Origin of the sequence: Nocardia sp. NPDC019219 (assembly GCF_040632645.1) — a bacterium.
Classification (GTDB): Bacteria; Actinomycetota; Actinomycetes; order Mycobacteriales; family Mycobacteriaceae; genus Nocardia; species Nocardia sputorum.
This window is the reverse complement of the sequence record NZ_JBEYCG010000017.1, coordinates 178,191-200,898: the sequence shown is the minus strand read 5'-3', so window position 1 is coordinate 200,898 and position 22,708 is coordinate 178,191. Positions and strand designations below refer to the sequence as shown.

Sequence of the window (22,708 nt, the reverse complement as noted above, 5' to 3'; positions counted from 1 at the left end):
GCGCCCATTCCTGCACTGAGATCACCCTTCCGATCGTGGATGGGTGGCCGATTTTCAAAGAGCGCCGGTGGCCGGATTTTCGAAGAGCGCTGACACCCACCAACTGGTGGCGGTGGTCAGAGTGGTTCCGTACACAAAACCTACAAGAGTGTCACGACATTCCGCGAGAGCGATACCGAAGCCTGGCTCGGTGATCATCTCGCTGAGCATCTCTCGATGACGCTGCGACTCGATGTCCGGCCAAACGAACGGGGGCACCGAGAACGCTTCGTCATACAGCTCACAGATCGCATCGAAGTGGTGCCGTGCGTCGTCCGCGGTTCCGAGCCGGACCGCTGTCGCATCGTTCATGGACCAACCATAGATACGAACGGAGAATGACTTCATGGCCGAGGACTACACGGCGGATCACTGGTGGTGGCGTCCGGGATGGAAGCAGGGCAAGTCGTTCTACACCTGGCACATCACCTTTGACGACGATTCCCCAGCTGGGCAGCTGGCCCAGGTCTTCGCGCCGACTCTTTCGCAAATATCCACTATGGATCCCGTTGCGCGCGAGGGACTGCACATCACAATCCAGGGCATCGGATTCACCGATCAGGTGACAACGGCGGATATACGGCGGATCAGCGAGGCCGCCGAGAACTACCTGTCCCGGCGTGAGCCATTCGACGCCCTGATCGGACCACCACGCGTCGACCGGGAAACCATCGGTATGCCGATTGCGAACCCTGAGTGCTTCATCGACATCCGCGACGATCTGCAACGCGCCATCGCCGATGTCTGGGGCAGCGATCAGGTGCCCGAGCGCGGCGACCGCTTCCATCCCCACCTGTCGCTCGCCTACTCCACTGGCGTGGCGTCGATACCCGACCTTCGCGACCTGCTCACGCGAAATGAACTCGATGACATACAAGTCTCCCAGGCGGTGACGGCGGTATCGCTCATCGCGCTGAACCGGGACAACCATCGGTACGGATGGCGCGAGATCACCAAGATCCCGGTGGACGCGGTGATTCCGGCGCATGACATGGCAGAACACTGCGCCGGAATCACCGAGACGTATCAACCCGGCAAGGTGATCAACCTGAACCGGTGCCAGCCGCTCAGTACCCATGCCTCCATGTCCCGACCACCGCCGGAGGTGTGCACGGCACCTCGAGAGGTTTCCGAGAGCGATCGAACCGCTCAGAACCCGAGCTTGCCCAACTGCTTCGGATCCCGCTGCCAGTCCTTCGCCACCTTCACGTGCAAATTCAGGTAGATCCGGGTGCCGAGGATGTGTTCGATCTGTTTGCGGGCGTTGGTGCCGACCTCTTTCAGCCGGGAGCCGCCCTTTCCGATGACGATGGCCTTCTGGCTGGGGCGCTCGACGTAGAGCAGGGCGTGGACGTCGAGCATGTCCTCGCGGTCCTCGTAGGGCAGGACCTCCTCGATGACGACGGCCAGCGAGTGCGGCAGTTCGTCGCGGACGCCCTCGAGCGCGGCTTCGCGGATGAGCTCGGCCATCAGCGTTTCCTCGGGCTCGTCGGTGAGTTCGCCGTCCGGGTAGAACGCCGGGCCCTCCGGCATCTTCGAGGCGATGACGTCGACGAGCACCTCGACCTGCTCACCCTTGACCGCCGACACCGGCACCACGTCGGCCTCGGGGCCCAGGAGCTGGGAGACGGCGAGCAGTTGCTCGGCGACCTGGTCGCGGCTCACCTTGTCGATCTTGGTGACCACGCCCAACAGCGTCGTCTTCGGCGCCATCTGCTTGATCTGCTGCACGATCCAGCGGTCGCCCGGCCCGATCTTCTCGTCCGCCGGGATGCACAGCGCGATCACGTCGACTTCCGAATACGTGTCGCGCACAAGATCGTTGAGCCGCTGGCCGAGCAGGGTGCGCGGGCGGTGCAGGCCGGGGGTATCGACCAGGATCAGCTGCGCGTGCTCGCGGTGCACGATGCCGCGAATCGTATGCCTGGTCGTCTGCGGGCGCGAAGAAGTGATCGCGATCTTCGCGCCGACCAGTGCGTTGGTGAGCGTCGACTTGCCGGTATTCGGGCGACCGACGAAACAGACGAAACCGGAACGGAATTCGCCCTTGCCCTGTGCCTCAGCCACCGCGGACCTCGCCGGAGTCGGCGCTCACCGCGTCGGCCGCGTCCGCCGAGTCGTCGACGACCTCGAACACCGCGCCGTCGCGATCGGTGAAGATGATTCGCGCCTCCGGCGACACCTCCCGCACCGCGGTCACACCGAAGTCGGACAACCGCCCGCCGACCACGACGGCCGCCTCGAATCCCTCCGCGCCGCTGGACAACGCCGCGGCCACGGCGGCTTGCAGCGCCGTCAGCCGCAGCGCGGTCAGCGTGACCTCGCCCGCGGCGTAGGTGCGTCCGTCGGTGTCCCGGATCGCCGCTCCGCTCGCCCCGCCGGTGCGGCCGAGCGCGCCGCGGGCCAGCACCACCAGCTTGTTGTCCTCGGCGTCCAGTTCGGTCATTCGCTGTCTCCGTCCTCGTCGCGATCGGCAGGGATCTCCCGCTCCGATCCGTTGGCCTTGCGCTTGCCATTGGGATTGTCCCCGTTGGGCTTCCCGGCGGGGACCTTCTCGCGCGCTTTGCGTACCACCACGGTGTTCACCCGCATCCGGCCGCGCGCGTCCGGGCCGCCCTCACCGCGCAGCACCAGCCCGTGCGCCTCGATCTTCGACCCGGGCAGCGGCACCCGGCCCAGCTCGTGTGCGAGCAGGCCGCCGACGGTGTCGACGTCCTCCTCCTCGATCTCCAGCCCGTACAGCTCGCCCAGATCCTCCACCGACAGCCGGGCCGACACACGGTAGTGACCGTCGCCGAGATCCTCGATGGGCGGGGTCTCGTCGGTGTCGTACTCGTCGGCGATCTCTCCGACGATCTCCTCGAGCACGTCCTCGATGGTCACCAGACCCGCGATCCCGCCGTACTCGTCCACCAGCAAAGCCATGTGGTTGCGCCTGCGCTGCATCTCGTCCAGCAGGCTGTCCAGCGGTTTGGAGTCGGGCATGAACACCGCGGGCCGCATCACCTCCTGCACCCGCACCTTGCGGCTGCGCTCGGCGAACGGCACGAGATCCTTCAGATAGACCACGCCGAGGATGTCGTCGACGTTCTCGCCGATCACCGGGATCCGCGAATGCCCGGAGCGCACCGCCAGCGACATCGCCTGCGCAGCGGTCTTGTCCGCTTCGATCCAGACCATCTCCGTGCGCGGCACCATCACCGCGCGCGCCGGTGTGTCGCCTAGTTCGAAGACCGACTGGATCATGCGCCGCTCGTCGTCGGCGACCACACCGCGCTCACCGGCCATCTCGACCACCTCGCGCAATTCGATCTCGGAAGCGAAGGGGCCGTTGCGAAAACCCTTACCCGGGGTGATCGCGTTACCGATGAGGATCAACAGCCTGCTCAGCGGGCCGAGCAGCGCACCGATGAACTGCAGCGGCAAGGCCGCCGCCAGCGAGATGGAGTACGCGTGCTGCCTGCCCAGCGTGCGCGGGCCGACACCGATCACCACGTAGGACACCAGCACCATCACCAGCGCGGTGATCAGCAGCGCCCAGTTCCTCCCCCAGACCGTCATCAGTCCGGCCGCGAGCAGCACCGTGGCGCCGATCTCGCACAGGATGCGCAGCAGCACCATGAGATTCACGTAGCGCGCCCGGTCGTCGACGACCCGGCTCAGCCGCACCGCGCCGGGCCGGTCGGCCCGCACCATGTCGTCCACCCGGGCGGGCGAGATCGTGTTCAGGGCGGAATCGACGCCGGCGAAAACCCCACCCACGAAGATGAGCAGGACCGCCAGCAGGACCAGGGTCAGGGAATTCACGCGGGACCCAGGGAGTCACCCGGTGTGGTGAAGCCCGCCTTGCCCAGCAACCGCGCGTCGCGTTCGGCCAGCTCGGCGCGCCGCCGAGCCTCCCGCAGGCTCTCGTACCACTCCTCGAGCAGCCGGGCCTGCAGCGCGAACATCTCCTTCTCCTCCTCCGGCTCGGCGTGGTCGTAGCCGAGCAGGTGCAGGACGCCGTGCACGGTGAGCAAGGCGAGTTCGTGATCGAGGGAGTGCCCCGCCTTGCGCGCCTGTCCGGCGGCGAACTCCGGGCACAGCACGATGTCGCCGAGCATGGACGGGCCGGGTTCGGGGCTGTCGGGCCGCCCGCCCGGCTCGAGTTCGTCCATCGGGAAGGACATGACGTCGGTCGGGCCGGGTAGGTCCATCCAGCGCATGTGCAGGTCGGCCATGGTGTCGAGATCGACGAGCACCATCGACAGCTCCGCGGCCGGGTGGACGTCCATCCGGGCGATCACGAACCGTGCGACGCTGACCAGCTCTTCTTCGGGTACGTCGATGCCCGACTCGTTGGCGATCTCGATGCTCACCCGAACAGCCTACGATCCCGGCTGCCGCGTCGGCGGAGCGGAGCCCCGCCCGGCGAGACGAGTTATCGCCGGTCCGACCGGCTCGCCGCGCGGCGCTGCGCGCGATTGCCGCCGTAATGCGGGGCGACCTGCGGCCGGGTTTCGGCTTCGAAGCGGTCGTAAGCGTCGACGATGTCCGAGACCAGCCGGTGGCGGACCACGTCGCTGCTGGTCAGCTCCGCGAAGTGGATGTCATCGATCTCGGTGAGGATCTCGCTGGCGGCGCGCAGACCGGACCGCGCGCCCGTCGGCAGATCGACCTGCGTCACGTCACCGGTCACCACGATCTTCGAGCCGAACCCGAGGCGGGTGAGGAACATCTTCATCTGCTCGGCGGTGGTGTTCTGCGCCTCGTCGAGGATGATGAACGAGTCGTTCAGGGTGCGTCCGCGCATGTAGGCAAGCGGCGCGACCTCGATGACACCGGCCGCCATCAGCTTCGGAATGGCCTCCGGATCCATCATGTCGTGCAGCGCGTCGTACAGCGGCCGCAGATACGGATCGATCTTCTCGTTCAGCGTGCCGGGCAGGAAGCCGAGCCGCTCCCCCGCCTCGACCGCCGGACGCGTGAGGATGATCCGGTTGACCTGCTTGGACTGCAGCGCCTGGACCGCCTTCGCCATCGCCAGATAGGTCTTGCCGGTACCGGCGGGACCGATGCCGAACACGATGGTGTTGGCGTCGATCGCGTCGACGTAGCGCTTCTGGTTCAGCGTCTTGGGCCGGATGGTCTTGCCGCGCCGGGACAGGATGTCCAGGCTGAGCACCTCCGCGGGAGACTCGCTGGAGCCCTCGGTGAGCATCGATACGGTGTGCCGCACCGCTTCGGGAGTCACCACGCGGTTGCGGCCGGTGAGCGCGACCAACTGCTCGATCACCCGCTCGGCGAGCGCGACGTCGGCCGCCTTGCCGGTGAGGGTCACGGAATTGCCGCGGACGTGAATGTCCGCGTCGAGCAGCGCTTCCAGTTCACGAAGGTTCTGGTCGGCCGAACCGAGGAAGGGGAACACGGATTCTGGAGCGAGTTCGATGCTCGAGCGCACGGTGCGCGCTGCCGGACCCGAACCGTTGTCGCCGGCGCCGATGCCTGCCGCTGGGGTGGACGGGTCGCCGATCTCGCCTTGTGTTCTCAAAAGTGGCTATAGCCTGCTTTCCGGTCTCGACTGCTGTATTGAGAAAAGTTTAACGCGCCCCACCGACACCGCCCAGCGAATAAGCCGCGGGCAGAACCGGCCCTCACGGAATTCCCCCACGCCGCCGCGCCCAATCCTCGGTGAAGTCACGAAAGCGTCGCACCGCGTCCGGCGGCGTCGCCGCGGCGGGCCAGACCAGCCCGACCGCGCGCGCGGCGCCCGCGTCCGCCAGCGGCACCGTCACCGGGCCGGACAACGGCCCCGCCGACAAGGGATCCTCCTGCGGCAGGATCGCCACCCCCAGACCCGCCGACACCAGCCCGGCCACGGTGACGAGATCACTCGACTCGAACGCGATGCGCGGCCGGATGTCCGCCGCGGCGCACAGCTCGTCGAAGATGCGCCGCATACCGAACCCGTGGTGCATGGTGACGAACTCCGCGTCGGCCGCCTCCGCGAGCCGCACCTGCCGCCGCCCGGCCAACCGGTGATCCGGCGGCACCGCGAGAACCAGGGGCTGGCGCAGCACGACCCGCCAGCCGACGCCCGCGACGGCGGGGCGCGGCGAGACGATGCCCAGATCGGCCGCGCCTTCGAGCACCCGCTCGGTTACCGCCGTGGCCGCCCCTTGCCACAGGGTGACGGTGATCCGGCCGGAGACGCGCCGGAAACCGCTGATCAGCTGCGGTACCAGGGAGCCACCGAACGAGTGCTGGAACGACAACCGCACGACGCCCCCGGCCGGGTTGGCCCGATCGGCGAGCGCCTGTTTCGCGGCGTCCAGCTCGGATCGCGCGCGGCGGGCGTGCTCGTAGTAGATCCGGCCGTACTCGTTGAGGATGATCCGTTTGCCGTGCCGGTCGAACAGTTCGACACCCACCCTGCGCTCCAGACGGGCCAGCATGCGCGACAGGGTCGGCTGCGCGAGGTGCAAGCGATCCGCCGCCGCACCCACCCGCTCCAGTTCGGCGAGTGTCGTGAACCACTCCAGATCCTCTCCGAGCACCATCCCACCTCGCTATATGCGTCCAGAGAATCAACTTCCTCGCCATTATTCATTTCCTTCGAGATGCACCGGCTGACGATGCTGGAGGAAGGAGGAGCCATGACCACGACCCGGATCGAAGCGGCGAGAGACGTCGCGCACGAACGCAGGATCACCATCGCGCTGTTCGCGGCCGGTCTGACGACGTTCGCCTCCATGTACAGCGCGCAAGCTCTGCTGCCGAGCCTTTCGGCCGCCTTCGGTGCGACGCCCGCGCGGGCCGCGCTGGCGGTCTCGCTCACCACCGGTTTCCTCGCGCTGGCGATCATTCCGGTGAGCGCGCTCTCCTCACGGATCGGCCGGACCAGGGTGATGATCGGTTCCGCCGTCGCGGCGGCGGTGATCGGGCTGCTGCTGCCGCTGAGCCCCTCGCTGGATCTGCTGCTCGCCGGACGCGCGGTGCAGGGCATCGCGCTGGCCGGCGTGCCCGCGGTGGCGATGGCCTATCTGGCGGAGGAGATCGGCGGGGACGGGTTGGGCGCCGCGATGGGCGTCTACGTGGCGGGCACCACGATCGGCGGGCTGGCGGGGCGGTTGATCCCGGCGTTCGCCCTGGACCTGGCGTCCTGGCGGTGGGCGCAGGCCACGGTCTCCCTCGCCGCCGTAGCCTGCACCGTGTGGTTCGTCCGCTGGTTGCCGCCCTCGCGCGGCTTCGTCCCGCGACCCGCCGGATTCCGGACCGTGCTCGGCGACCTCGGCAGCCAGCTGCGTCAGCGCGGACTGCTCGCCCTGTTCGGGCTGGCGTTCGTGCTGATGGGCGGGTTCGTCTCGATGTACAACTATCTCGGCTACCGGCTGACCAGCGCGCCGTTCGGATTGCCGGAAGCCCTGGCCGGGCTGGTGTTCGTGCTGTATCTGGCCGGAACGGCGGCCTCGGCGGCCGCCGGCCGGTTGACCGATCGGATCGGCAGGTCACGCGTCCTCGCGATGTCGCTGGTCGTGACGACGATCGGGCTGGGGACGACGATCCCCGACCACATCGGCACCGTGATCATCGGCGTGCTGCTTTTCACCGCGGGGTTCTTCGGGGCGCACACCGCGGCGAGCGCATGGGTGGGCGCGATGGCCGAGGGCAACCGCGGCGCGGCGTCGTCGCTGTACCTGTTCGCCTATTACCTCGGCAGCGCACTCGTCGGCGGAACGGCCGGGATCGCCTACGCTCGCGCCGGGTGGCTCGGCCTGGTCTGCGGTATCGGATCGCTGATGGTCATCGCGGCGCTACTGCTGTGGGTGTCGCATCGAGCGCACCGCGGTGCGGCGACAGGGGGTACCACCGGTAGCGCGCCGGAAGCGGCGCCCATCGAGGTTTGATCCGGCCGCAGCCCTTGCCGACGGCCACTCCGGGCGTCGCGGCGCAGCGCCGGTCCCGGTGGCGGGGTGCGGATCGCCGTGCGGTGTACGGCATGCGCGGCGCGTGCTCCCGAGCGCAGGACGGATTCGGCACCTCGGCAGCGACGCGAGCCAACCTTGCGGGTGGCGCGCGGCTCTCACCAGCGCGGGGTCAGAGCGCCGAGCGCGCCGAGCGCGACCGCCGCCGCGGTGGAGGTTCGCAGCACCGTCGGACCGAGCAACGTCACCTCCGCTCCCGCATCGGCCAAGGCGGTGAGCTCCGCGTCGTCCAGCCCGCCTTCCGGGCCCACCACGAGCACGATCCGGGTCGCGTCGGCGAAGGGCAGCGTGCTGAAACGGGTGGTGCCGGATTCGTGCAGCGCCGCGACGATCGCGCCGCCGGACTTCGCGTCGCGGATCAACTCCAGCACGTCCTTGGTGCGGTGTAGGTCGGACACGTCCGGGATGTAGGCCCGGCGGGACTGGCGGGCGGCCGAACGGGCAGCGGCCCGCCATTTCTCGACACCTTTGGCCGCTTTGCCCTCCCAGTTCGCGACACAGCGCGCGGCCTGCCACGGCACGACGGCGTCCGCGCCCGCCTCGGTCATCAGCTCGACCGCCAACTCCGAACGATCGGATTTCGGCAGCGCCTGCACGACGGTGACCGGTGGGGCGGGCGGAGCCGCGAGCACCCGGTTGCGCACGGCTAGATCGAGCCGGTCGCGTTGCGCGGCGACGACTTCCGATTCGGCGAGCACGCCCCGGCCATCGGAGAGGGTGATCGGCTCGCCGACCCGGATGCGCCGCACCGTGGCGGCGTGCCTGCCCTCCGGGCCGTCGAGCACCGCGACCGCGCCCGGCTCGGGCACCTCGTCGAGGTAGAAGACCGTCGCGGCCACCTAGCGCCCGCTGAACGAGGCGCGCAACCGCGCGAACAAGCCGCTGTTGTGCTCGGACTGCGCCGACATCACCTCGGCGCGCTCCCGCTCGCGCAATCCCTTGTACTTGCGCAGCAGTTCGGTCTGCTTGCTGTCCAGCTTGGCCGGGATCACGATGTCCAGGTGCGCGAGCAGGTCGCCGCGCGCGCTGGAGCGCAGCCGCGGCATGCCGTGCCCGCGCAGCACCGAGATCTCGCCGGGCTGGGTGCCCGCCGGAATGGACAGCTCGGTCGGACCGTCCAGGATCGTGTCGATCACGACGGTGGTGCCCAGCGCCGCGTCGACCATCGGCACCCGGATGGTGCAGTGCAGATCGTCACCGTCGCGGACGAAGACGTCGTGCGGCTGCTCCACGATCTCGACGTACAGGTCGCCCGCATGGCCGCCGCCCGGGCCGACCTCGCCCTGCGCGGCCAGCCGTACCCGCATGCCGTTCGCGACGCCGGCGGGGATCGGCGCGGCGATCTCGCGGCGCGCCCGCACCCGGCCGTCGCCACCGCACTTGTGGCAGGGGTCCGGGATGGTCTCGCCCGCGCCCCGGCAGGTGGGGCACGGACGCGAGGTCAGCACCTGGCCGAGGAAGGACCGCTGCACGGACTGCACTTCGCCCGCGCCGCCACAGGTTTCGCAGCGCACCGGCTTGGAGTTGCCGTTGGTGCCGGAACCCTGGCAGATGTCGCACAGGATCGCGGTGTCCACGGTCAGGTGCTTGGTGACGCCGACCGCGCACTCGGCCAGGCTGAGCCGGGTGCGGATCAGCGAATCGGCGCCCGGCTGGACGCGGCCGCGCGGCTTGCGCGTACCGGCCGATCCGCTCATGCCGCCGAAGAACGCCTCGAACACGTCGCCGAGCCCGCCGAAGCCCGCGCCGTTGAATCCGGCCCCGCCGCCGCCGGATTCCAGCGGGTCGCCGCCCATGTCGACGATGCGCCGCTTCTCCGGATCCGACAGCACCTCGTAGGCGGTCGACACTTCCTTGAACTTGGCCTGCGCCGCCTCGTCGGGGTTGACGTCGGGGTGGAGCTCACGCGCCAGCTTGCGGTAGGCCCGCTTGATCTCCTGGTCGGTCGCGTTCTTCGCGACGCCGAGCAGTCCGTAGTAGTCCCGTGCCACTTGAGTTCTCTAGTCCTTGGTCGTTTTCGACAGTGCCGCCGGTGCCCGCGACGCGTGCGAAGCGCGCCGGCAACAGCATTAGTCTTGTGCACTCAACTTTATCCGGCCGAAGGGTCGAGCGTAGCAGTGGCGTCGCCGGGAGACGTCAGGTCAGCGCTCGGCGAGGACCTCGCCGATGTATCGGGCGACGGCCGCGACCGACGCGATGGTGCCCGGATAGTCCATCCGGGTCGGGCCGAGCACCCCCATACCCCCGAGCACCGCGCCGGCCGCGCCGTAGCCGGTGGACACCACCGACGTGCCGCGCATCTGCTCGACCTGCGTCTCCTCGCCGATGCGCACCGTCACCGTCCCCGGCTGCTGGGCCGCGGCGAGCAGCTTGAGCACGATCACCTGCTCCTCCAGCGCTTCCAGCACCGCGCGCAGCGACCCGGGGAAACCGAAGTCGGCGGCGTTGCGGGTGAGGTTGGCGGTGCCGCCGAGCACCAATCGCTCCTCGGGGTGTTCCACGAGGGTCTCCACCAGCACCGTGGCCACCCGCACCAGCACGTCGCGCAGCCGCACCGGCGCGTGCTCGGGTAGCTCGGCGACCGCGGCCGAGGCCGTGGCCAGCCGTTTGCCGTCCATCGCACCGCCGAGCATGCCGCGCAGCGCGGCCAGGTCCTCGTCATCGATCACCGCGCCGAGTTCCACCAGACGCTGGTCGACCCGGCCGGTGTCGGTGATCACCACCAGCAGCAGGCGCGCGGGATTCAGCGCGACCACCTCGATATGCCTCACCGTGGACGCCGAGACGGTCGGGTACTGCACCACGGCGACCTGCCTGGTCAGCTGGGCCAGCAGACGCACGCCCCGGCGCAGCACGTCGTCGAGATCGACACCGGATTCCAGGAATTCCAGAATCGCCCTGCGCTCGGCCGGCGACAGCGGTTTCACCTCGGAGATCCGGTCCACGAACTGCCGGTAGCCCTTGTCCGTGGGGATGCGGCCGGAACTCGTGTGCGGCTGTGTGATGTAGCCCTCGGCCTCGAGCACCGCCATGTCGTTGCGCACCGTCGCGCTGGAAACTCCCAGGTTGTGCCGCTCTACCAGCGTCTTCGACCCGATCGGTTCCTTGGTCGCGACATAGTCCGCGACGATTGCGCGCAGGACCTCGAAGCGCCGATCCTCGGTGCTCGACATCGGCCGCACCTCCTCGCATTGGTCTCCGGTTGCGCCGTCTCCGGCGCCGACGTCCCGTGGCCACCATTAAGCGCAGGCGAATCACGGTTCGTCTGTCGACCACAGTCTAATTGTCGGTACCCGAATCCCTCGCCCGCTACGCCTGCCCGCGACGCGGGAGCAACGCCGCGCTCAGCGCGGGACGGCGGCTTCGATCACCGCTGCCACGGCGTCGGGCCGGGAGACCGGAGACGCGTGCGAGGCGTCGATCTCACTGGTTCGAGCCCCCATGCGCTGGGCCATGAAGCGCTGGGAGGACGGTGGTATGACCCGGTCGGCGGCCGAGACGAGAAACCAGCTGGGGGTGCCGGACCAGGACGGCGGTCCGGAGGGTTCGAGGTTGGCCTTCACGGCGATGGAGTGCTGGTGGGCGATCATGTCGGCCGCGGTCGCCGGGCCGACGTCCTGAGCGAAGACGGCGTTGAAGCTGTCGGGCGCGACATAGCCGTCCAGGTTCTTCCCCGCGACGCCGGTGACGTCGTCGACGATCTTCACCTGCAGGGCGGGCGGGAGCAGCCTGCTGCCGGGGAAGCGGATCGGGTCGAGCGCCTGCTGGGCCACCTCGCCTTGCACCGGCGCGAAGGCCGCGATGTAGACGAGCGATTCGACTTTCGGGTCGCGCACGTTGCTGATCACGAAGCCGCCGTAGGAGTGCCCGGCCAGCACGACCGGGCCGCTGATCGTATCCAGCGTGCGTTGCACGGCGGCGGCATCGTAGGCGGGCCCGCGCAGCGGATTCTCCGGCGTCACCACGCGATAGCCGCGCTCGCGCAACGCGGCGGCGACGCCGTCCCAGCTGGTCGTGTCGGCGAAGGCGCCGTGCACGAGCACGATGGTGGGCAGCGGCTGCGCCCACGCGGGCCCGGCCGACATCGTGGCGGCGAAGGCCAGGGCGAGCGCGGCCAGGGCGCGGCGCAGGCAGCGTCTGTTCGTCATGGGGTCTCGGCTCCTCGGTTCTGCACGAAGTCCAGTAGATCGGCGTCGAACGCCTTCTCGTAAGCGCCGCACAGGCCGTGCGGGGCGCCGGGATACACCTTCAACCGCGCTCGCGGTAGCAGTTCCGCCGTCTTGGCGCCCGCGGCGGCGAGCGGCACGATCTGGTCGTCGTCGCCGTGCGCCACCAGCACCGGGATGTCGATGCTCGGCAGCTCGGCGGTGAAATCGGTCTCGGAGAACGCCTTGACGCAGTCCAGCGCGGCCTTCAGCCCCACCTGCATGCCCATCAGCCAGAAGTGGTCGCGCAGCCCTTGCGAGACCTCGGCGCCCGCGCGGTTGGCGCCGTAGAACGGGACCGACAGGTCCTTCCAGAACTGCGATCGGTCGGCGGCGACGCCGGCGCGGATGTCGTCGAACGCCTGGATCGGCGTTCCTTCGGGATTGGCGTCGGTCCGCAGCATCAACGGCGGGACCGCGCCGAGCAGCACCGCCTTGGCGACCCGCGACGTGCCGTGCCGGGACAGGTATCTGGTCACCTCGCCGCCGCCGGTGGAATGCCCGACCAGGATCGCGTCCTTGATGTCCAGCTCGTTCAGCACCGCGGCGAGGTCGTCGGCGTAGTGGTCCATGTCGTGCCCGTCCCACACGTCGCCGGAGCGGCCGTGCCCGCGCCGGTCGTGCGCGACGGCGCGGCAACCATGGCTCGCGACCAGGTGCATCTGGTTGTCCCAGGCGTCGCCGTTCAGCGGCCAGCCGTGGCTGAACACCACGGGACGGCCCGAACCCCAGTCCCGGTAGTAGATCTCGACGCCATCGGTGGTGGTGATCGTCGGCATGGCGGTTCCCTTCGATCCGGATGGATGGTCGGATTGCGTGTCGCCGGGCATCGCCGGAGGGTTCTGGCCGAGGCCGCCGGACACCACCGGACGTTCGCGCGGTCACGCCGCCGCGCCTCCTCCACCGCACCCGGAATCGATCTTGGTCGTCGTTCGACAGCGTAGGACGGGCGGCCGCCGGAAAAACGACTCTGCGTGCACGATCTTCGGCTCAGAATGCACGTCCTGATCGACCGGGCCCGTGCGAGGATTGCCGAATCTGTCTCATTTGCGACGGAGGCTGTGATGACGGTCGTGTTCGATTCGGACACCATCGCGCCGCACGAGCGGGCGGAGGCGGTGGCCGCGGCGGTACAGCAGGCATCGGTCCCGTCCCACGTCGTGCTGGACGGGCCGGACGAGTGTGTCCACGCCAGGTTCGACGTGTGGCGGTTCGGCGAGGTGAGCGTTCTCCGCGCCCGCACTTCGGGCATCCAGCTGATCCGGACGCCGAAACAAGTGCGCACCTCGCCCGCGCCGGTGCTGGCGATCGCGGTACGGCAGGCGGGGGACGGACGCTACGAGCAAGGCGGCGTCCAGCGCGTCGTGCGGCCGGGCGAGTTGCACATCGTCGACCTGAACGCGCCCTTCGACTTCCGCAGGCACGGCGACGGGGCTTCGACCTGCCTGCACGTGCCGCTCGATCAACTCGGCCTGCCCGCCGAGCTGATCAGCCAGGCCGCCGCCGTAGTCCGGGACAGCCCGCACTACCGGCTGGTGGCCAACCACATCGTCCAGCTGACCGCCGAGGCCGACGCGCTCAGCGCCGACCCGGCCGCCGCGTCGTCCGGCTGCGCCAGCATCGAGTTGATCCGGGGACTGCTGTTGTCGGCGGCCAGCGACGACGCCAACGGCTCCGTCGTGCCGTCCGACATCCAGCTGTCCCGGATCCGCGCCTACGTCCGGCGCAACCTGGCCGATCCCGAGCTGGGGCCGGAGCAGATCGCCAGGGCGCACAACATGTCCGTCCGGCAGCTCTACAAGATCTGCGCGAACGCGGAGTACCGCCTCGAACAATGGATCATCGGCCAGCGGCTGGAGCGGGTCCGCGGCGATCTGGCCCGTCCGGACCAGAAGCACCGGACGATCGCGGTGATCGCGCGCCGCTGGGGTTTCCGCGATCCGTCGCATTTCGCCCGGCGTTTTCGCGCCGCCTATGGGCTCTCGCCGCGGGAATGGCGCGGGACCGTCCTGGCCGTGGACGAGCCGTAGCGGTCAGCCGCGCTCGCCGGCTCTCGCCTGTTTGCCCGCGAGGGCGTCGAGACCGAGCATCGCCAGCAGCGACTCGCAGTCGGCGGCGTTCTCCGCGTAGCTGGCGACGGTGCGGGCGGCGACGGCGCACTGGCGCGCGTTCTCCGCCTTCTCCGCTGCTCGCGCGACCGCGAATTCGCCCGGTTCATGGATAAGGGTGATGTGTCGTGCCGACGCCATAAGTCTCCTTGGGGGTTGGTCGCAGACTACGCGGACGGGCGGGGGCGCGTTACAGGAACGAGACACGTAGGTCCGCCCAGTCACCGATTCGTGATGGGACGCCGGGCGCGCACGCCGCACCGGGATCGGACGACCCGAGACCGCGCCCAGCCCTCGACGCGCGGACCGGCCGCGTCGTCTCGGCAGCCGGGGCGCGCGGCGAACCTGCTGGTCAGTCGAGCAGTTCGCGGACGACGCCGTCAGCAAGGAGGCGACCGCGGTCGGTGAGGACCAGCCGGTCGTCCGCGGTGCGCAGCGCGAGGCCGTCGGCGACCACCCGGTCGACGGCGGGGCGGGCCGAAGAGGCCAGATCGGCCAGCGGCAGACCCGTGCGCAGCCGGACGGCGAGCATCACCCGCTCGGTGTAGCGCTCCTCCGCGCTGAGCGCCTCCCAGCCCGCGGCGGGCAGCCCGCCCGCGCCGACCCGATCGGCGTACCGCGCGGGATGCTTCACGTTCCACCACCGCACGCCGCCGACATGGCTGTGCGCGCCCGGTCCGGCGCCGAGCCAGTCACCGCCGTCCCAGTAGCCGAGGTTGTGCCTGCATGCCGCCGCGTCGCCCGCGGCCCAGTTCGACACCTCGTACCAGCCCAGACCCGCCGATCGCAGACGCGCGTCGATCCGTTCGTAGCGGGCGGCGAGCACGTCGTCGTCCGGCGCGGGGAGCTCACCGCGGCGCACCCGGCGGGCCAGCGCGGTGCCGTCCTCCACGATCAGCGAGTACGCCGAGACGTGGTCGACGCCCGCGGCGAGCACCGCGTCCAGGCTGGCGTCGAGGTCGGCGTCGCGCTCGCCCGGCGTGCCGTAGATCAGATCCAGGTTGACGTGCTCGAATCCCGCGGCGCGCGCCTCCCGCGCGGCGGCCACCGCGCGGCCCGGGGTGTGCGTGCGGTCGAGCACCTTCAGCACGTGCGCGGCAGCGGATTGCATGCCCAGCGACACCCTGGTGAATCCCGCCGCACGGATGCGCTCGAAGAACTCCGGGGAGGTGGACTCCGGATTGGACTCGGTGGTGACCTCGGCTCCGGCGGCGAGGGTGAACTCGGCGCGCACGGCGTCGAGCACCGCCGCGAGGCCGTCACCGCCCAGGAGGGATGGCGTTCCGCCGCCGACGAAAACGGTGGACACGTCCGGCGTCGGCGTGGGCAACGCGGCGAACTCCCGCGCCGCGGTGGCGAGCTCACCCCGCAACGCCGTCAGCCACGACTGCGGCGACGCCGACGTGCCGAGTTCCCCCGCGGTGTAGGTGTTGAAGTCGCAGTAGCCGCACCGCGTGGCGCAGAACGGCACGTGGACGTAGATCCCGAACGGGCCGTCGCCGAAGTCGTGCAGCACCGGCGCGGCGGTGCCGGTGCTCGCGGACAGGGCGGAAGAACTCACCTGTCCAGTGTGAACGCCGCCGCGACCGCGCCGACGCCCGGGACTCGGCTAGGGGCGAACGGGTCCCGGTTCTCCGCTCGGACCGTTCGCGGTCGCCGCCGCCGCACCCGGCGAGCGGAGACGCGACGGCCGCACGGCCGAGTGTCCGGCGCCACCGCTCCGGGCGCCCTACCCCGGCGGCTGCCCGATCGGCTCAGTCCCCCACGACCGGGGTGTTCTGGTTGGCGGTGAGCACCCAGCGCCCGTCCTCCTTGGACATCACGTACAGCGGGCTGCCTTCGCTGTCCAGCACGCCCTCGGGGGTGAAATAACGCTGCCGCACCTTCACCGCGGCCACGTCCGGGCGGATGAACAGCACGTGCTCGACCTCGTAGGTGGCGGTGCCGTGCGCGGTGGCCCCGGGCAGCACCTGGGCGGTGAACTCGGCGATGGCGGCGCGGCCGAAGAGTCGTTTGCCGTGGCCGGTGGTCCAGATCGCGTCCTCCCGGAAGAGCGCGGCGAATTCGTCGACGAGTTCGTTTCGCTGGGCGTGCTGGACGCTCGCGACCACCGCGCGGATGGCCTCGAGTTCGGCGGCGGTGTCGACAGCTGTGGTATTCATGCCGCCGAGCGTGCTACCTAGACCCGACTCGAGGTCAAGTGGCGTGTGCGGTGTCACACCCGATGCGGTGGTGGTATCACGCGCCCGGCCGCGGCTCGGACTATGACTGCCGTCACAAACCGGGTCGAGCGTCCAGGGCATTTCCCGTCAAAGTGCGGGAAATACTGGACGTGGGGTCGGAAGGCCATCGCTGACGTGGCACAATGGCCGCATGCGCGCTTTGGAGATCCGACTTGTGGCACGTCGCCACGTCGATTACAAGCGCGTCTGTAGCGCCTGCTGTCTGCCCGGTTCCCTCCGGTAGCTCAGCGCGCCCGATCCCCGGGTCCCCGGCGATCCCCGACTTCCTCGGCCCGCTGACACCGCAGGCGTGAGTCAGCCCCTCACGCCCTCAGCAGGATGTACCACCCACCCCGCAGGAGCGACCCCATGACGTCGAGCACCGACGCCGGTCCGAACGATCAGCCCACGCCCGAATCCCAGCCCGGGCACCGCGCGCGTCCCGACCGCCCGGCCTCCGAACGCCGCGTCCGCCCGGACCGCCCGCGTCCCGAGGCGACCTCCACCGGCCCGCGCGCCCGCACCGGCAAGCCCGTGCGCCGCAAGGCCGAAGGCCAGTGGGCGCTGGGCTACCGTGAGCCGCTGAACCCGAACGAGCAGTCCAAGAAGGACGACAACCCGCTCAACGTCCGCGCCCGCATCGAGAACATCTACGCCAAGACCGGCTTCGACGGCATCGACAAAGGCGACCTGCGCGGCCGGTTCCGCTGGTGGGGTCTGTACACCCAGCGCGAGCAGGGCTACGACGGCACCTGGACCGGTGACGAGAACATCGACCTGCTCGAGGCCAAGTACTTCATGATGCGCGTGCGCTGCGACGGCGGCGCGCTGAACCTCGCGCAACTGCGCACCCTCGGTCAGATCTCCACCGAGTTCGCCCGCGACACCGCGGATCTGTCCGACCGGGAGAACGTGCAGTACCACTGGATCGAGGTGGAGAACGTCCCCGAGATCTGGAAGCGGATCGAGGCGGTCGGGCTGAAGACCACCGAGGCGTGCGGCGACTGCCCGCGTGTGGTGCTCGGGTCCCCGCTGGCGGGCGAGTCGATGGACGAGGTCATCGACCCGACGCCCGCGATCGAGGAGATCGTGCGCCGCTACATCGGCAAGAAGGAGTACTCCAACCTGCCGCGCAAGTTCAAGACCGCGATCTCCGGCCAGCAGGACGTGGTGCACGAGATCAACGACGTGGCGTTCGTCGGCGTCGTGCACCCCGAGCACGGCCCCGGCCTGGACCTGTGGGTCGGCGGCGGCCTGTCCACCAACCCGATGCTCGCCCAGCGGGTGGGCGTGTGGGTGCCGCTGGACGAGGTGCCGGACGTGTGGGAGGCCGTCGTCTCGATCTTCCGCGATTACGGCTACCGCCGCCTGCGCACCAAGGCGCGCCTGAAGTTCCTGATCAAGGACTGGGGCATCGAGAAGTTCCGCCAGGTGCTGGAGGACGAGTACCTGAAGCGCAAGCTGATCGACGGCCCCGCGCCCGAGCAGCCGACCAAGCCGATCGACCACGTGGGCGTGCAGCGGCTGCGCAACGGGCTCAACGCCGTCGGCTTCTCCCCCATCGCGGGCCGGGTGTCGGGCACCGTGCTGACCAAGGTCGCCGACGCGGTGGAGCGGATCGGCTCCGACCGCGTCCGGTTCACCCCGTATCAGAAACTGATCGTGCTCGACGTGCCCGACGACAAGGTCGACGCGCTGATCGACGAGTTGGAACCGCTCGGCCTGCAGGCGCGGCCCTCGCTGTGGCGGCGCAATCTGATGGCCTGCACCGGTATCGAGTTCTGCAAGCTCTCCTTCGCCGAGACCCGCAAGCGGTCCCAGGCACTGGTGCCGGAGCTGGAGGAACGGCTGGCGGATCTGAACGCGCAGCTGGACGTCCCGATCACGATCAACATCAACGGTTGCCCGAACTCTTGCGCCCGCTCGCAGATCGCCGACATCGGGTTCAAGGGTCAGCTGGTCGACGACGGCACCGGGAATCACGTGGAGGGCTTCCAGGTTCACCTCGGTGGCAGCCTCGGCTTCGACAGCGCCTTCGGGCGCAAGCTGCGCCAGCACAAGGTGACCACCCAGGAATTGGGCGACTACATCGACCGGGTGGTGCGCAATTTCGTCAAGCAGCGTACGGACGGCGAACGGTTCGCCCAGTGGGCGGTCCGCGCCGACGAGGCCGACCTGAGATAAGTCTCGACGGGAGATCAACTGTGACAACCCAACTCGCGGAAAAGCTGTCCGAGGACGAGCTCCGCGCCATCGCCGCGCGCGGTGCCGCCGAACTCGACGGCGCCTCGGCGACCGAACTCCTGCGGTGGACCGAGGACACCTTCGGCACGAACTACATCGTGGCCTCCAACATGCAGGACGGGGTGCTCGTGCACCTGGCCGCCGGCATTCGCGCCGGCGTGGACGTGCTGTTCCTGGACACCGGCTACCACTTCGCCGAGACCATCGGCACCCGGGACGCGGTGGAGGCCGTGTACGGGGTGAACGTGGTCAACGTCCAGCCGGAGCAGACGGTCGCCGAGCAGGACCGGCTGCTGGGCAAGGATCTGTTCGCCCGCGAGCCGAACGAGTGCTGCCGGTTGCGCAAGGTGGTCCCGCTGCAGAAGTCGCTCGCGGGATACAACGCCTGGGTCACCGGCATTCGCCGGGTGGAGGCGCCGACCCGGGCGAACGCGCCGCTGATCTCGTTCGACGAGGCGTTCGGACTGGTGAAGATCAATCCGATCGCGCCGTGGTCCGACGACGAGATGCAGGACTACATCGAAAAGCACGGCATCCTCGTCAATCCCCTGGTGGAGGAGGGGTATCCGTCCATCGGCTGCGCTCCGTGCACCCGGAAGCCGGAGCCGGGAGCAGATCCGCGAAGCGGCCGTTGGGCCGGCCTCGCCAAGACCGAATGCGGGTTGCACACAGCATGACCGAGTCAGGGCCCGGAGGAGGCAGCCTGCGTAACCACGTAGGGCCCCTCGGGCATGCGAAGAAGGACACAGCATGACCGAGTCAGGGCCCGGAGGAGGCAGCCTGCGTAACCACGTAGGGCCCCTCGGGCATGCGAAGAAGGACACAGCATGACCGAAACCATTCGAAGCGAACGTTCGCTCGGCATCAGCGATTTCGACACTCTCGCCGCGCTGGAGTCCGAGGCGATCCACATCTTCCGCGAGGTGGCGGGCGAGTTCGAGCGGCCGGTGATCCTGTTCTCCGGCGGCAAGGACTCCACGGTCCTGCTGCATCTGGCGCTCAAGGCGTTCTGGCCCGCGCCGCTGCCGTTCGCCCTGCTGCACGTGGACACCGGGCACAACCTGCCCGAGGTGCTGGAGTTCCGGGACAAGGTGGTGGAGCGCTACGGCCTGCGCCTGCACGTGGCGAAGGTGGAGGACTACCTGGCCGACGGCAGGCTCACCGAGCGCCCCGACGGCATCCGCAACCCCTTGCAGACGGTCCCGCTGCTGGACGCGATCAGCGAGCACCGGTTCGACGCCGTGTTCGGCGGCGGCCGCCGCGACGAGGAGCGCTCGCGCGCCAAGGAGCGGATCTTCTCGCTGCGCAACGCCTTCGGCCAGTGGGACCCGAAGCGCCAGCGCCCCGAGCTGTGGAACCTCTACAACGGGCGCCACGCGCCGGGCGAGCACGTGCGCGTGTTCCCGCTGAGCAACTGGACCGAGCTGGACATCTGGCGCTACATCGCCCGCGAGGACATCGACCTGGCGAGCATCTACTACGCGCACGAGCGTCCGGTGTACCTGCGCGAGGGCATGTGGATGACGCCCGGCGTGTGGGGCGGCCCGCGCGACGGCGAGGTACTGGAGACCCGGTCGGTGCGCTACCGCACCGTGGGTGACGGTTCCTCCACCGGCGCCATCCTTTCCGACGCGGCCGACAACGAGGCGATCCTCGCCGAGGTAGCCGCGTCCCGACTGACCGAACGCGGCGCGACCCGAGGTGACGACCGCGTCTCCGAAGCCGCGATGGAAGACCGCAAACGAGAGGGTTATTTCTGACATGTCCGACCTATTGAGGCTGGCCACCGCCGGTTCTGTCGACGACGGCAAGTCCACTCTGGTCGGACGCCTGCTCTACGACACGAAATCCGTTCTGGCCGACCAGATCGACGCCGTCACCCGCGCGTCGGTGGACAAGGGTCTCGCCACACCGGATCTCTCGCTGCTCGTGGACGGGTTGCGCGCGGAACGCGAACAGGGCATCACCATCGATGTCGCCTACCGCTACTTCGCCACGCCGCGCCGCTCCTTCGTGCTCGCGGACACCCCCGGGCACGTGCAGTACACCCGCAACACCGTGTCCGGCGCGTCCACCGCGCAACTGGTGATCCTGCTCGTCGACGCGCGCAAGGGCGTCATCGAGCAGACCCGCAGGCACGCGGCGGTGCTCGCGCTGCTCGGCGTGCCGAAACTGGTGCTCGCGGTGAACAAGATCGATCTGGTGGACGACGCCGCCGCCGTGTTCGCCGCCATCTCCGCGGAGTTCAACGAGCTCACCAGCACGCTGGGCTGGTCGAGCGAGGATGTGCTGGAGATCCCGGTCTCGGCGCTGCACGGCGACAACATCGCCACCCGGTCGGACAAGACCCCGTACTACGACGGTCCCTCGCTGATCGAGCACCTGGAATCGGTGCCGGTCGATGCCGACAGCACCGGCAATCACGCGCTGGGCCTGCGGTTCCCGGTGCAGTACGTGATCCGGCCGCGCACCGCCGAGTACCCGGACTATCGCGGCTACGCCGGGCAGATCGCGGCGGGCGCGGTCGCCCCGGGCGACGAGGTCGTAGTGCTGCCCTCGGGTATCCGCACGACCGTCGAGCGGATCGACACCCCCGACGGCGAACTCGCGGTGGCACAGGCCGGACGCAGCGTCACGCTGATCCTCGCCGACGACGTGGACATCTCCCGGGGCGACATCATCGCGTCGACCGCCGACGCGCCCGAGCCGGTCGACGCTTTCGACGCCACCGTGTGCTGGCTGGGCGACAAGCCGCTGCGCCCCGGCGCGCGACTGCTGCTCAAGCACGGCACCCGAACCACCCAGGCGATCGTCGGCGCGCTGCTGGAGCGCTTCGACGAGCAGCGCCTGGCGGCCGATCCGAGTCCCGAGTCGTTGGAGCTCAACGACATCGGGCGCATCTCGGTGCGGGTCGCCGAGCCGATCGCGGCCGACGACTACCGGGTGAACCGGCACACCGGAAGCTTCCTGCTGATCGACCCGGCCGGTGGCAATACGCTGGCGGCCGGTCTGGTCGGCGACGTGCTGACCGCCGTCGAGGTCGGCACCGGAGTCTGACATGGCCGTGCGGCGAGCTCTTTTCGGCACTCCGCCGGTCTCGCGCGCCGGCGCCCCGGCGTCCCGGCTCGACCGTCCGGCCGTGCTCGACCGGCGCGCGGCGCGGCCGCCCGCGCTGATCGCGGTGGCGCACGGCAGTCGTGACCCGCGCTCGGCGGCGACCGTCGCGGAAGTCGTCGGCGCCGTGGCGGCGGCGCGTCCGGACCTCGACGTCCGGACGGCGTTCCTCGATCTCACCGCCCCGTCGGTGGAGCAGGTCGTGGACGCCGTGGCCGCCGACGGGCACACCCATGCCGTGGTGACGCCGCTGCTGCTCGGCAGCGCCTTCCACGCCAAGGTGGACCTGCCGGGCCTGCTCGCCGCGGCCCGTGCCCGCCATCCCGGGTTGGGCCTGACCCAAGCCGACGTCCTCGGCGTGGACGCCGGACTGATCGGTGCGCTGCGCGACCGGGTGCTCGCCGCCCTCGACGGGCACGCCTCGGCGGATCGGCGCCTGGGCGTCGCCGTCGCGGCGGTCGGCTCGTCCTCGGCGGCGGCCAACGCGCGCACCGCCGAAGTGGCCGCGCGCCTCGCGGCCCGCACCGGTTGGCGCACCGAGATCTGCTTCGCGACCACCCAACCGTCGGTGACCGAAGCGATCGCACGACTGCGCGCCCGTGGCGCGCACCAACTGCTGGTCGCCCCCTGGTTCCTCGCACCCGGATTGCTGACCGATCGCCTCGCCCACGCGGCGCCGCGAGCGATCCACGCCGACGTGCTCGGCGCGCATCCCGCTTTCACCCGGGTCGTCCTGGATCGCTACCACACGGCAATCGCGCAGACGCGCGCGCTCTCGGCCTGAGCGTTCGGCCTCGACCGCTCTCCGGGAA

At 69.7% G+C, this 22,708-nt stretch carries 24 protein-coding genes; 9 read left to right on the top strand and 15 right to left on the bottom strand.

Annotation, left to right across the window (positions count from 1 at the left end; all coding sequences use genetic code 11):
* Positions 1 to 54: 54 nt before the first annotated feature.
* Positions 55 to 351, bottom strand: coding sequence for a hypothetical protein (locus tag ABZ552_RS27510; protein WP_357440710.1), 297 nt, complete (start codon positions 349 to 351; stop codon positions 55 to 57).
* A gap of 34 nt (positions 352 to 385) precedes the next feature.
* On the opposite strand from ABZ552_RS27510, the gene ABZ552_RS27505 reads away from it, so the two are divergent.
* The gene (locus ABZ552_RS27505; protein ID WP_357440708.1) at positions 386 to 1,264 is read left to right on the top strand and encodes a 2'-5' RNA ligase family protein; all 879 of its coding nucleotides are present in this window, start codon (positions 386 to 388) and stop codon (positions 1,262 to 1,264) included.
* Here the strand turns inward: ABZ552_RS27505 and era are convergent.
* From era to ABZ552_RS27475, 6 genes are all read right to left on the bottom strand, one after another.
* Positions 1,189 to 2,106 carry a GTPase Era gene (gene era / locus ABZ552_RS27500; protein WP_159845063.1) on the bottom strand — a complete coding sequence of 306 codons (918 nt, stop codon included), beginning with the start codon at positions 2,104 to 2,106 and terminating at the stop codon, positions 1,189 to 1,191. The genes ABZ552_RS27505 and era overlap by 76 nt on opposite strands.
* The gene (locus ABZ552_RS27495) at positions 2,099 to 2,485 is read right to left on the bottom strand and encodes a cytidine deaminase (protein WP_281874856.1); all 387 of its coding nucleotides are present in this window, start codon (positions 2,483 to 2,485) and stop codon (positions 2,099 to 2,101) included. The genes era and ABZ552_RS27495 overlap by 8 nt, the downstream gene beginning before the upstream one ends.
* A complete protein-coding gene (locus ABZ552_RS27490) occupies positions 2,482 to 3,846 on the bottom strand; it encodes a hemolysin family protein (protein WP_357440705.1) in 1,365 nt (454 codons plus the stop codon). Before ABZ552_RS27490 ends, ABZ552_RS27495 begins: the two co-directional genes overlap by 4 nt.
* Complete coding sequence (ybeY, locus tag ABZ552_RS27485; RefSeq protein ID WP_159845072.1) at positions 3,843 to 4,397, bottom strand: rRNA maturation RNase YbeY; 555 nt, start codon at positions 4,395 to 4,397, stop codon at positions 3,843 to 3,845. Before ybeY ends, ABZ552_RS27490 begins: the two co-directional genes overlap by 4 nt.
* Positions 4,398 to 4,459: 62 nt before the next feature.
* Complete coding sequence (locus ABZ552_RS27480; RefSeq protein ID WP_281881100.1) at positions 4,460 to 5,521, bottom strand: PhoH family protein; 1,062 nt, start codon at positions 5,519 to 5,521, stop codon at positions 4,460 to 4,462.
* Between the two features lie 151 nt (positions 5,522 to 5,672).
* The gene (locus ABZ552_RS27475; RefSeq protein WP_281916929.1) at positions 5,673 to 6,578 is read right to left on the bottom strand and encodes a LysR family transcriptional regulator; all 906 of its coding nucleotides are present in this window, start codon (positions 6,576 to 6,578) and stop codon (positions 5,673 to 5,675) included.
* 96 nt (positions 6,579 to 6,674) lie between these two features.
* Here ABZ552_RS27475 and ABZ552_RS27470 point away from each other — a divergent pair, with 96 nt between their 5' ends.
* Positions 6,675 to 7,925 carry an MFS transporter gene (locus tag ABZ552_RS27470; RefSeq protein ID WP_281874859.1) on the top strand — a complete coding sequence of 417 codons (1,251 nt, stop codon included), beginning with the start codon at positions 6,675 to 6,677 and terminating at the stop codon, positions 7,923 to 7,925.
* Positions 7,926 to 8,101: 176 nt separating this feature from the next.
* Here the strand turns inward: ABZ552_RS27470 and ABZ552_RS27465 are convergent, their stop codons facing one another.
* The 5 genes from ABZ552_RS27465 to ABZ552_RS27445 form a co-directional block, all read right to left on the bottom strand.
* Positions 8,102 to 8,842 carry a 16S rRNA (uracil(1498)-N(3))-methyltransferase gene (locus ABZ552_RS27465; RefSeq protein ID WP_281916927.1) on the bottom strand — a complete coding sequence of 247 codons (741 nt, stop codon included), beginning with the start codon at positions 8,840 to 8,842 and terminating at the stop codon, positions 8,102 to 8,104.
* Positions 8,843 to 9,994, bottom strand: a complete 1,152-nt coding sequence (gene dnaJ, locus ABZ552_RS27460; protein ID WP_159845083.1) for a molecular chaperone DnaJ — start codon at positions 9,992 to 9,994, stop codon at positions 8,843 to 8,845.
* Positions 9,995 to 10,144: 150 nt separating this feature from the next.
* On the bottom strand, positions 10,145 to 11,176 hold the full coding sequence (hrcA, locus tag ABZ552_RS27455) for a heat-inducible transcriptional repressor HrcA (protein WP_281874861.1): 1,032 nt from the start codon (positions 11,174 to 11,176) through the stop codon (positions 10,145 to 10,147).
* Between the two features lie 171 nt (positions 11,177 to 11,347).
* Positions 11,348 to 12,151, bottom strand: coding sequence for an alpha/beta hydrolase (locus tag ABZ552_RS27450; protein WP_357440699.1), 804 nt, complete (start codon positions 12,149 to 12,151; stop codon positions 11,348 to 11,350).
* The gene (locus tag ABZ552_RS27445) at positions 12,148 to 12,987 is read right to left on the bottom strand and encodes an alpha/beta hydrolase (protein WP_357440696.1); all 840 of its coding nucleotides are present in this window, start codon (positions 12,985 to 12,987) and stop codon (positions 12,148 to 12,150) included. Before ABZ552_RS27445 ends, ABZ552_RS27450 begins: the two co-directional genes overlap by 4 nt.
* 285 nt (positions 12,988 to 13,272) lie before the next feature.
* Here ABZ552_RS27445 and ABZ552_RS27440 point away from each other — a divergent pair, with 285 nt between their 5' ends.
* Positions 13,273 to 14,238: a helix-turn-helix domain-containing protein gene (locus ABZ552_RS27440; protein WP_357440693.1), complete on the top strand. Its 966-nt coding sequence runs from the start codon at positions 13,273 to 13,275 to the stop codon at positions 14,236 to 14,238.
* Between the two features lie 3 nt (positions 14,239 to 14,241).
* On the opposite strand, the gene ABZ552_RS27435 is transcribed toward ABZ552_RS27440, so the two are convergent.
* From ABZ552_RS27435 to ABZ552_RS27425, 3 genes are all read right to left on the bottom strand, one after another.
* A complete protein-coding gene (locus ABZ552_RS27435) occupies positions 14,242 to 14,457 on the bottom strand; it encodes a hypothetical protein (protein WP_281874866.1) in 216 nt (71 codons plus the stop codon).
* Between the two features lie 211 nt (positions 14,458 to 14,668).
* Positions 14,669 to 15,862, bottom strand: coding sequence for a radical SAM family heme chaperone HemW (gene hemW, locus ABZ552_RS27430; RefSeq protein ID WP_357440722.1), 1,194 nt, complete (start codon positions 15,860 to 15,862; stop codon positions 14,669 to 14,671).
* A gap of 208 nt (positions 15,863 to 16,070) precedes the next feature.
* Positions 16,071 to 16,478 carry an SgcJ/EcaC family oxidoreductase gene (locus ABZ552_RS27425; RefSeq protein ID WP_281874867.1) on the bottom strand — a complete coding sequence of 136 codons (408 nt, stop codon included), beginning with the start codon at positions 16,476 to 16,478 and terminating at the stop codon, positions 16,071 to 16,073.
* A gap of 211 nt (positions 16,479 to 16,689) precedes the next feature.
* Between ABZ552_RS27425 and ABZ552_RS27420 the strand changes: the two genes are divergently transcribed.
* The 6 genes from ABZ552_RS27420 to ABZ552_RS27395 all read left to right on the top strand — a co-directional run bounded on the left by ABZ552_RS27420 (position 16,690) and on the right by ABZ552_RS27395 (position 22,680).
* Positions 16,690 to 16,782 carry an Ms4527A family Cys-rich leader peptide gene (locus ABZ552_RS27420; RefSeq protein ID WP_350356343.1) on the top strand — a complete coding sequence of 31 codons (93 nt, stop codon included), beginning with the start codon at positions 16,690 to 16,692 and terminating at the stop codon, positions 16,780 to 16,782.
* A 125-nt stretch (positions 16,783 to 16,907) separates the two neighbouring features.
* The gene (locus ABZ552_RS27415) at positions 16,908 to 18,722 is read left to right on the top strand and encodes a nitrite/sulfite reductase (RefSeq protein WP_281916926.1); all 1,815 of its coding nucleotides are present in this window, start codon (positions 16,908 to 16,910) and stop codon (positions 18,720 to 18,722) included.
* Between the two features lie 20 nt (positions 18,723 to 18,742).
* Complete coding sequence (locus ABZ552_RS27410) at positions 18,743 to 19,459, top strand: phosphoadenylyl-sulfate reductase (RefSeq protein WP_281874869.1); 717 nt, start codon at positions 18,743 to 18,745, stop codon at positions 19,457 to 19,459.
* 150 nt (positions 19,460 to 19,609) lie between these two features.
* Positions 19,610 to 20,542: a sulfate adenylyltransferase subunit CysD gene (gene cysD / locus ABZ552_RS27405; RefSeq protein ID WP_357440688.1), complete on the top strand. Its 933-nt coding sequence runs from the start codon at positions 19,610 to 19,612 to the stop codon at positions 20,540 to 20,542.
* Position 20,543: 1 nt separating this feature from the next.
* Positions 20,544 to 21,839 (top strand): GTP-binding protein, encoded by a 1,296-nt coding sequence (locus ABZ552_RS27400; RefSeq protein WP_281874871.1) that lies wholly within the window; start codon positions 20,544 to 20,546, stop codon positions 21,837 to 21,839.
* Position 21,840: 1 nt separating this feature from the next.
* Entirely contained in the window at positions 21,841 to 22,680 is an 840-nt protein-coding gene (locus tag ABZ552_RS27395) for a sirohydrochlorin chelatase (protein ID WP_357440685.1), read from the top strand.
* Positions 22,681 to 22,708 lie beyond the last annotated feature (28 nt).

Bases quoted from the DNA above. Each gene is read 5' to 3' on its own strand.
- ABZ552_RS27510 (WP_357440710.1), bottom strand. From the start codon at position 351: ATGAACGATGCGACAGCGGTCCGGCTCGGAACCGCGGACGACGCACGG.
- ABZ552_RS27505 (WP_357440708.1), top strand. From the start codon at position 386: ATGGCCGAGGACTACACGGCGGATCACTGGTGGTGGCGTCCGGGATGG.
- ABZ552_RS27495 (WP_281874856.1), bottom strand. From the start codon at position 2,485: ATGACCGAACTGGACGCCGAGGACAACAAGCTGGTGGTGCTGGCCCGC.
- ABZ552_RS27475 (WP_281916929.1), bottom strand. From the start codon at position 6,578: ATGGTGCTCGGAGAGGATCTGGAGTGGTTCACGACACTCGCCGAACTG.
- ABZ552_RS27470 (WP_281874859.1), top strand. From the start codon at position 6,675: ATGACCACGACCCGGATCGAAGCGGCGAGAGACGTCGCGCACGAACGC.
- hrcA (WP_281874861.1), bottom strand. From the start codon at position 11,176: ATGTCGAGCACCGAGGATCGGCGCTTCGAGGTCCTGCGCGCAATCGTC.
- ABZ552_RS27450 (WP_357440699.1), bottom strand. From the start codon at position 12,151: ATGACGAACAGACGCTGCCTGCGCCGCGCCCTGGCCGCGCTCGCCCTG.
- ABZ552_RS27445 (WP_357440696.1), bottom strand. From the start codon at position 12,987: ATGCCGACGATCACCACCACCGATGGCGTCGAGATCTACTACCGGGAC.
- ABZ552_RS27440 (WP_357440693.1), top strand. From the start codon at position 13,273: ATGACGGTCGTGTTCGATTCGGACACCATCGCGCCGCACGAGCGGGCG.
- ABZ552_RS27435 (WP_281874866.1), bottom strand. From the start codon at position 14,457: ATGGCGTCGGCACGACACATCACCCTTATCCATGAACCGGGCGAATTC.
- ABZ552_RS27425 (WP_281874867.1), bottom strand. From the start codon at position 16,478: ATGAATACCACAGCTGTCGACACCGCCGCCGAACTCGAGGCCATCCGC.
- ABZ552_RS27420 (WP_350356343.1), top strand. From the start codon at position 16,690: ATGCGCGCTTTGGAGATCCGACTTGTGGCACGTCGCCACGTCGATTAC.
- ABZ552_RS27415 (WP_281916926.1), top strand. From the start codon at position 16,908: ATGACGTCGAGCACCGACGCCGGTCCGAACGATCAGCCCACGCCCGAA.
- cysD (WP_357440688.1), top strand. From the start codon at position 19,610: ATGACCGAAACCATTCGAAGCGAACGTTCGCTCGGCATCAGCGATTTC.
- ABZ552_RS27400 (WP_281874871.1), top strand. From the start codon at position 20,544: ATGTCCGACCTATTGAGGCTGGCCACCGCCGGTTCTGTCGACGACGGC.
- ABZ552_RS27395 (WP_357440685.1), top strand. From the start codon at position 21,841: ATGGCCGTGCGGCGAGCTCTTTTCGGCACTCCGCCGGTCTCGCGCGCC.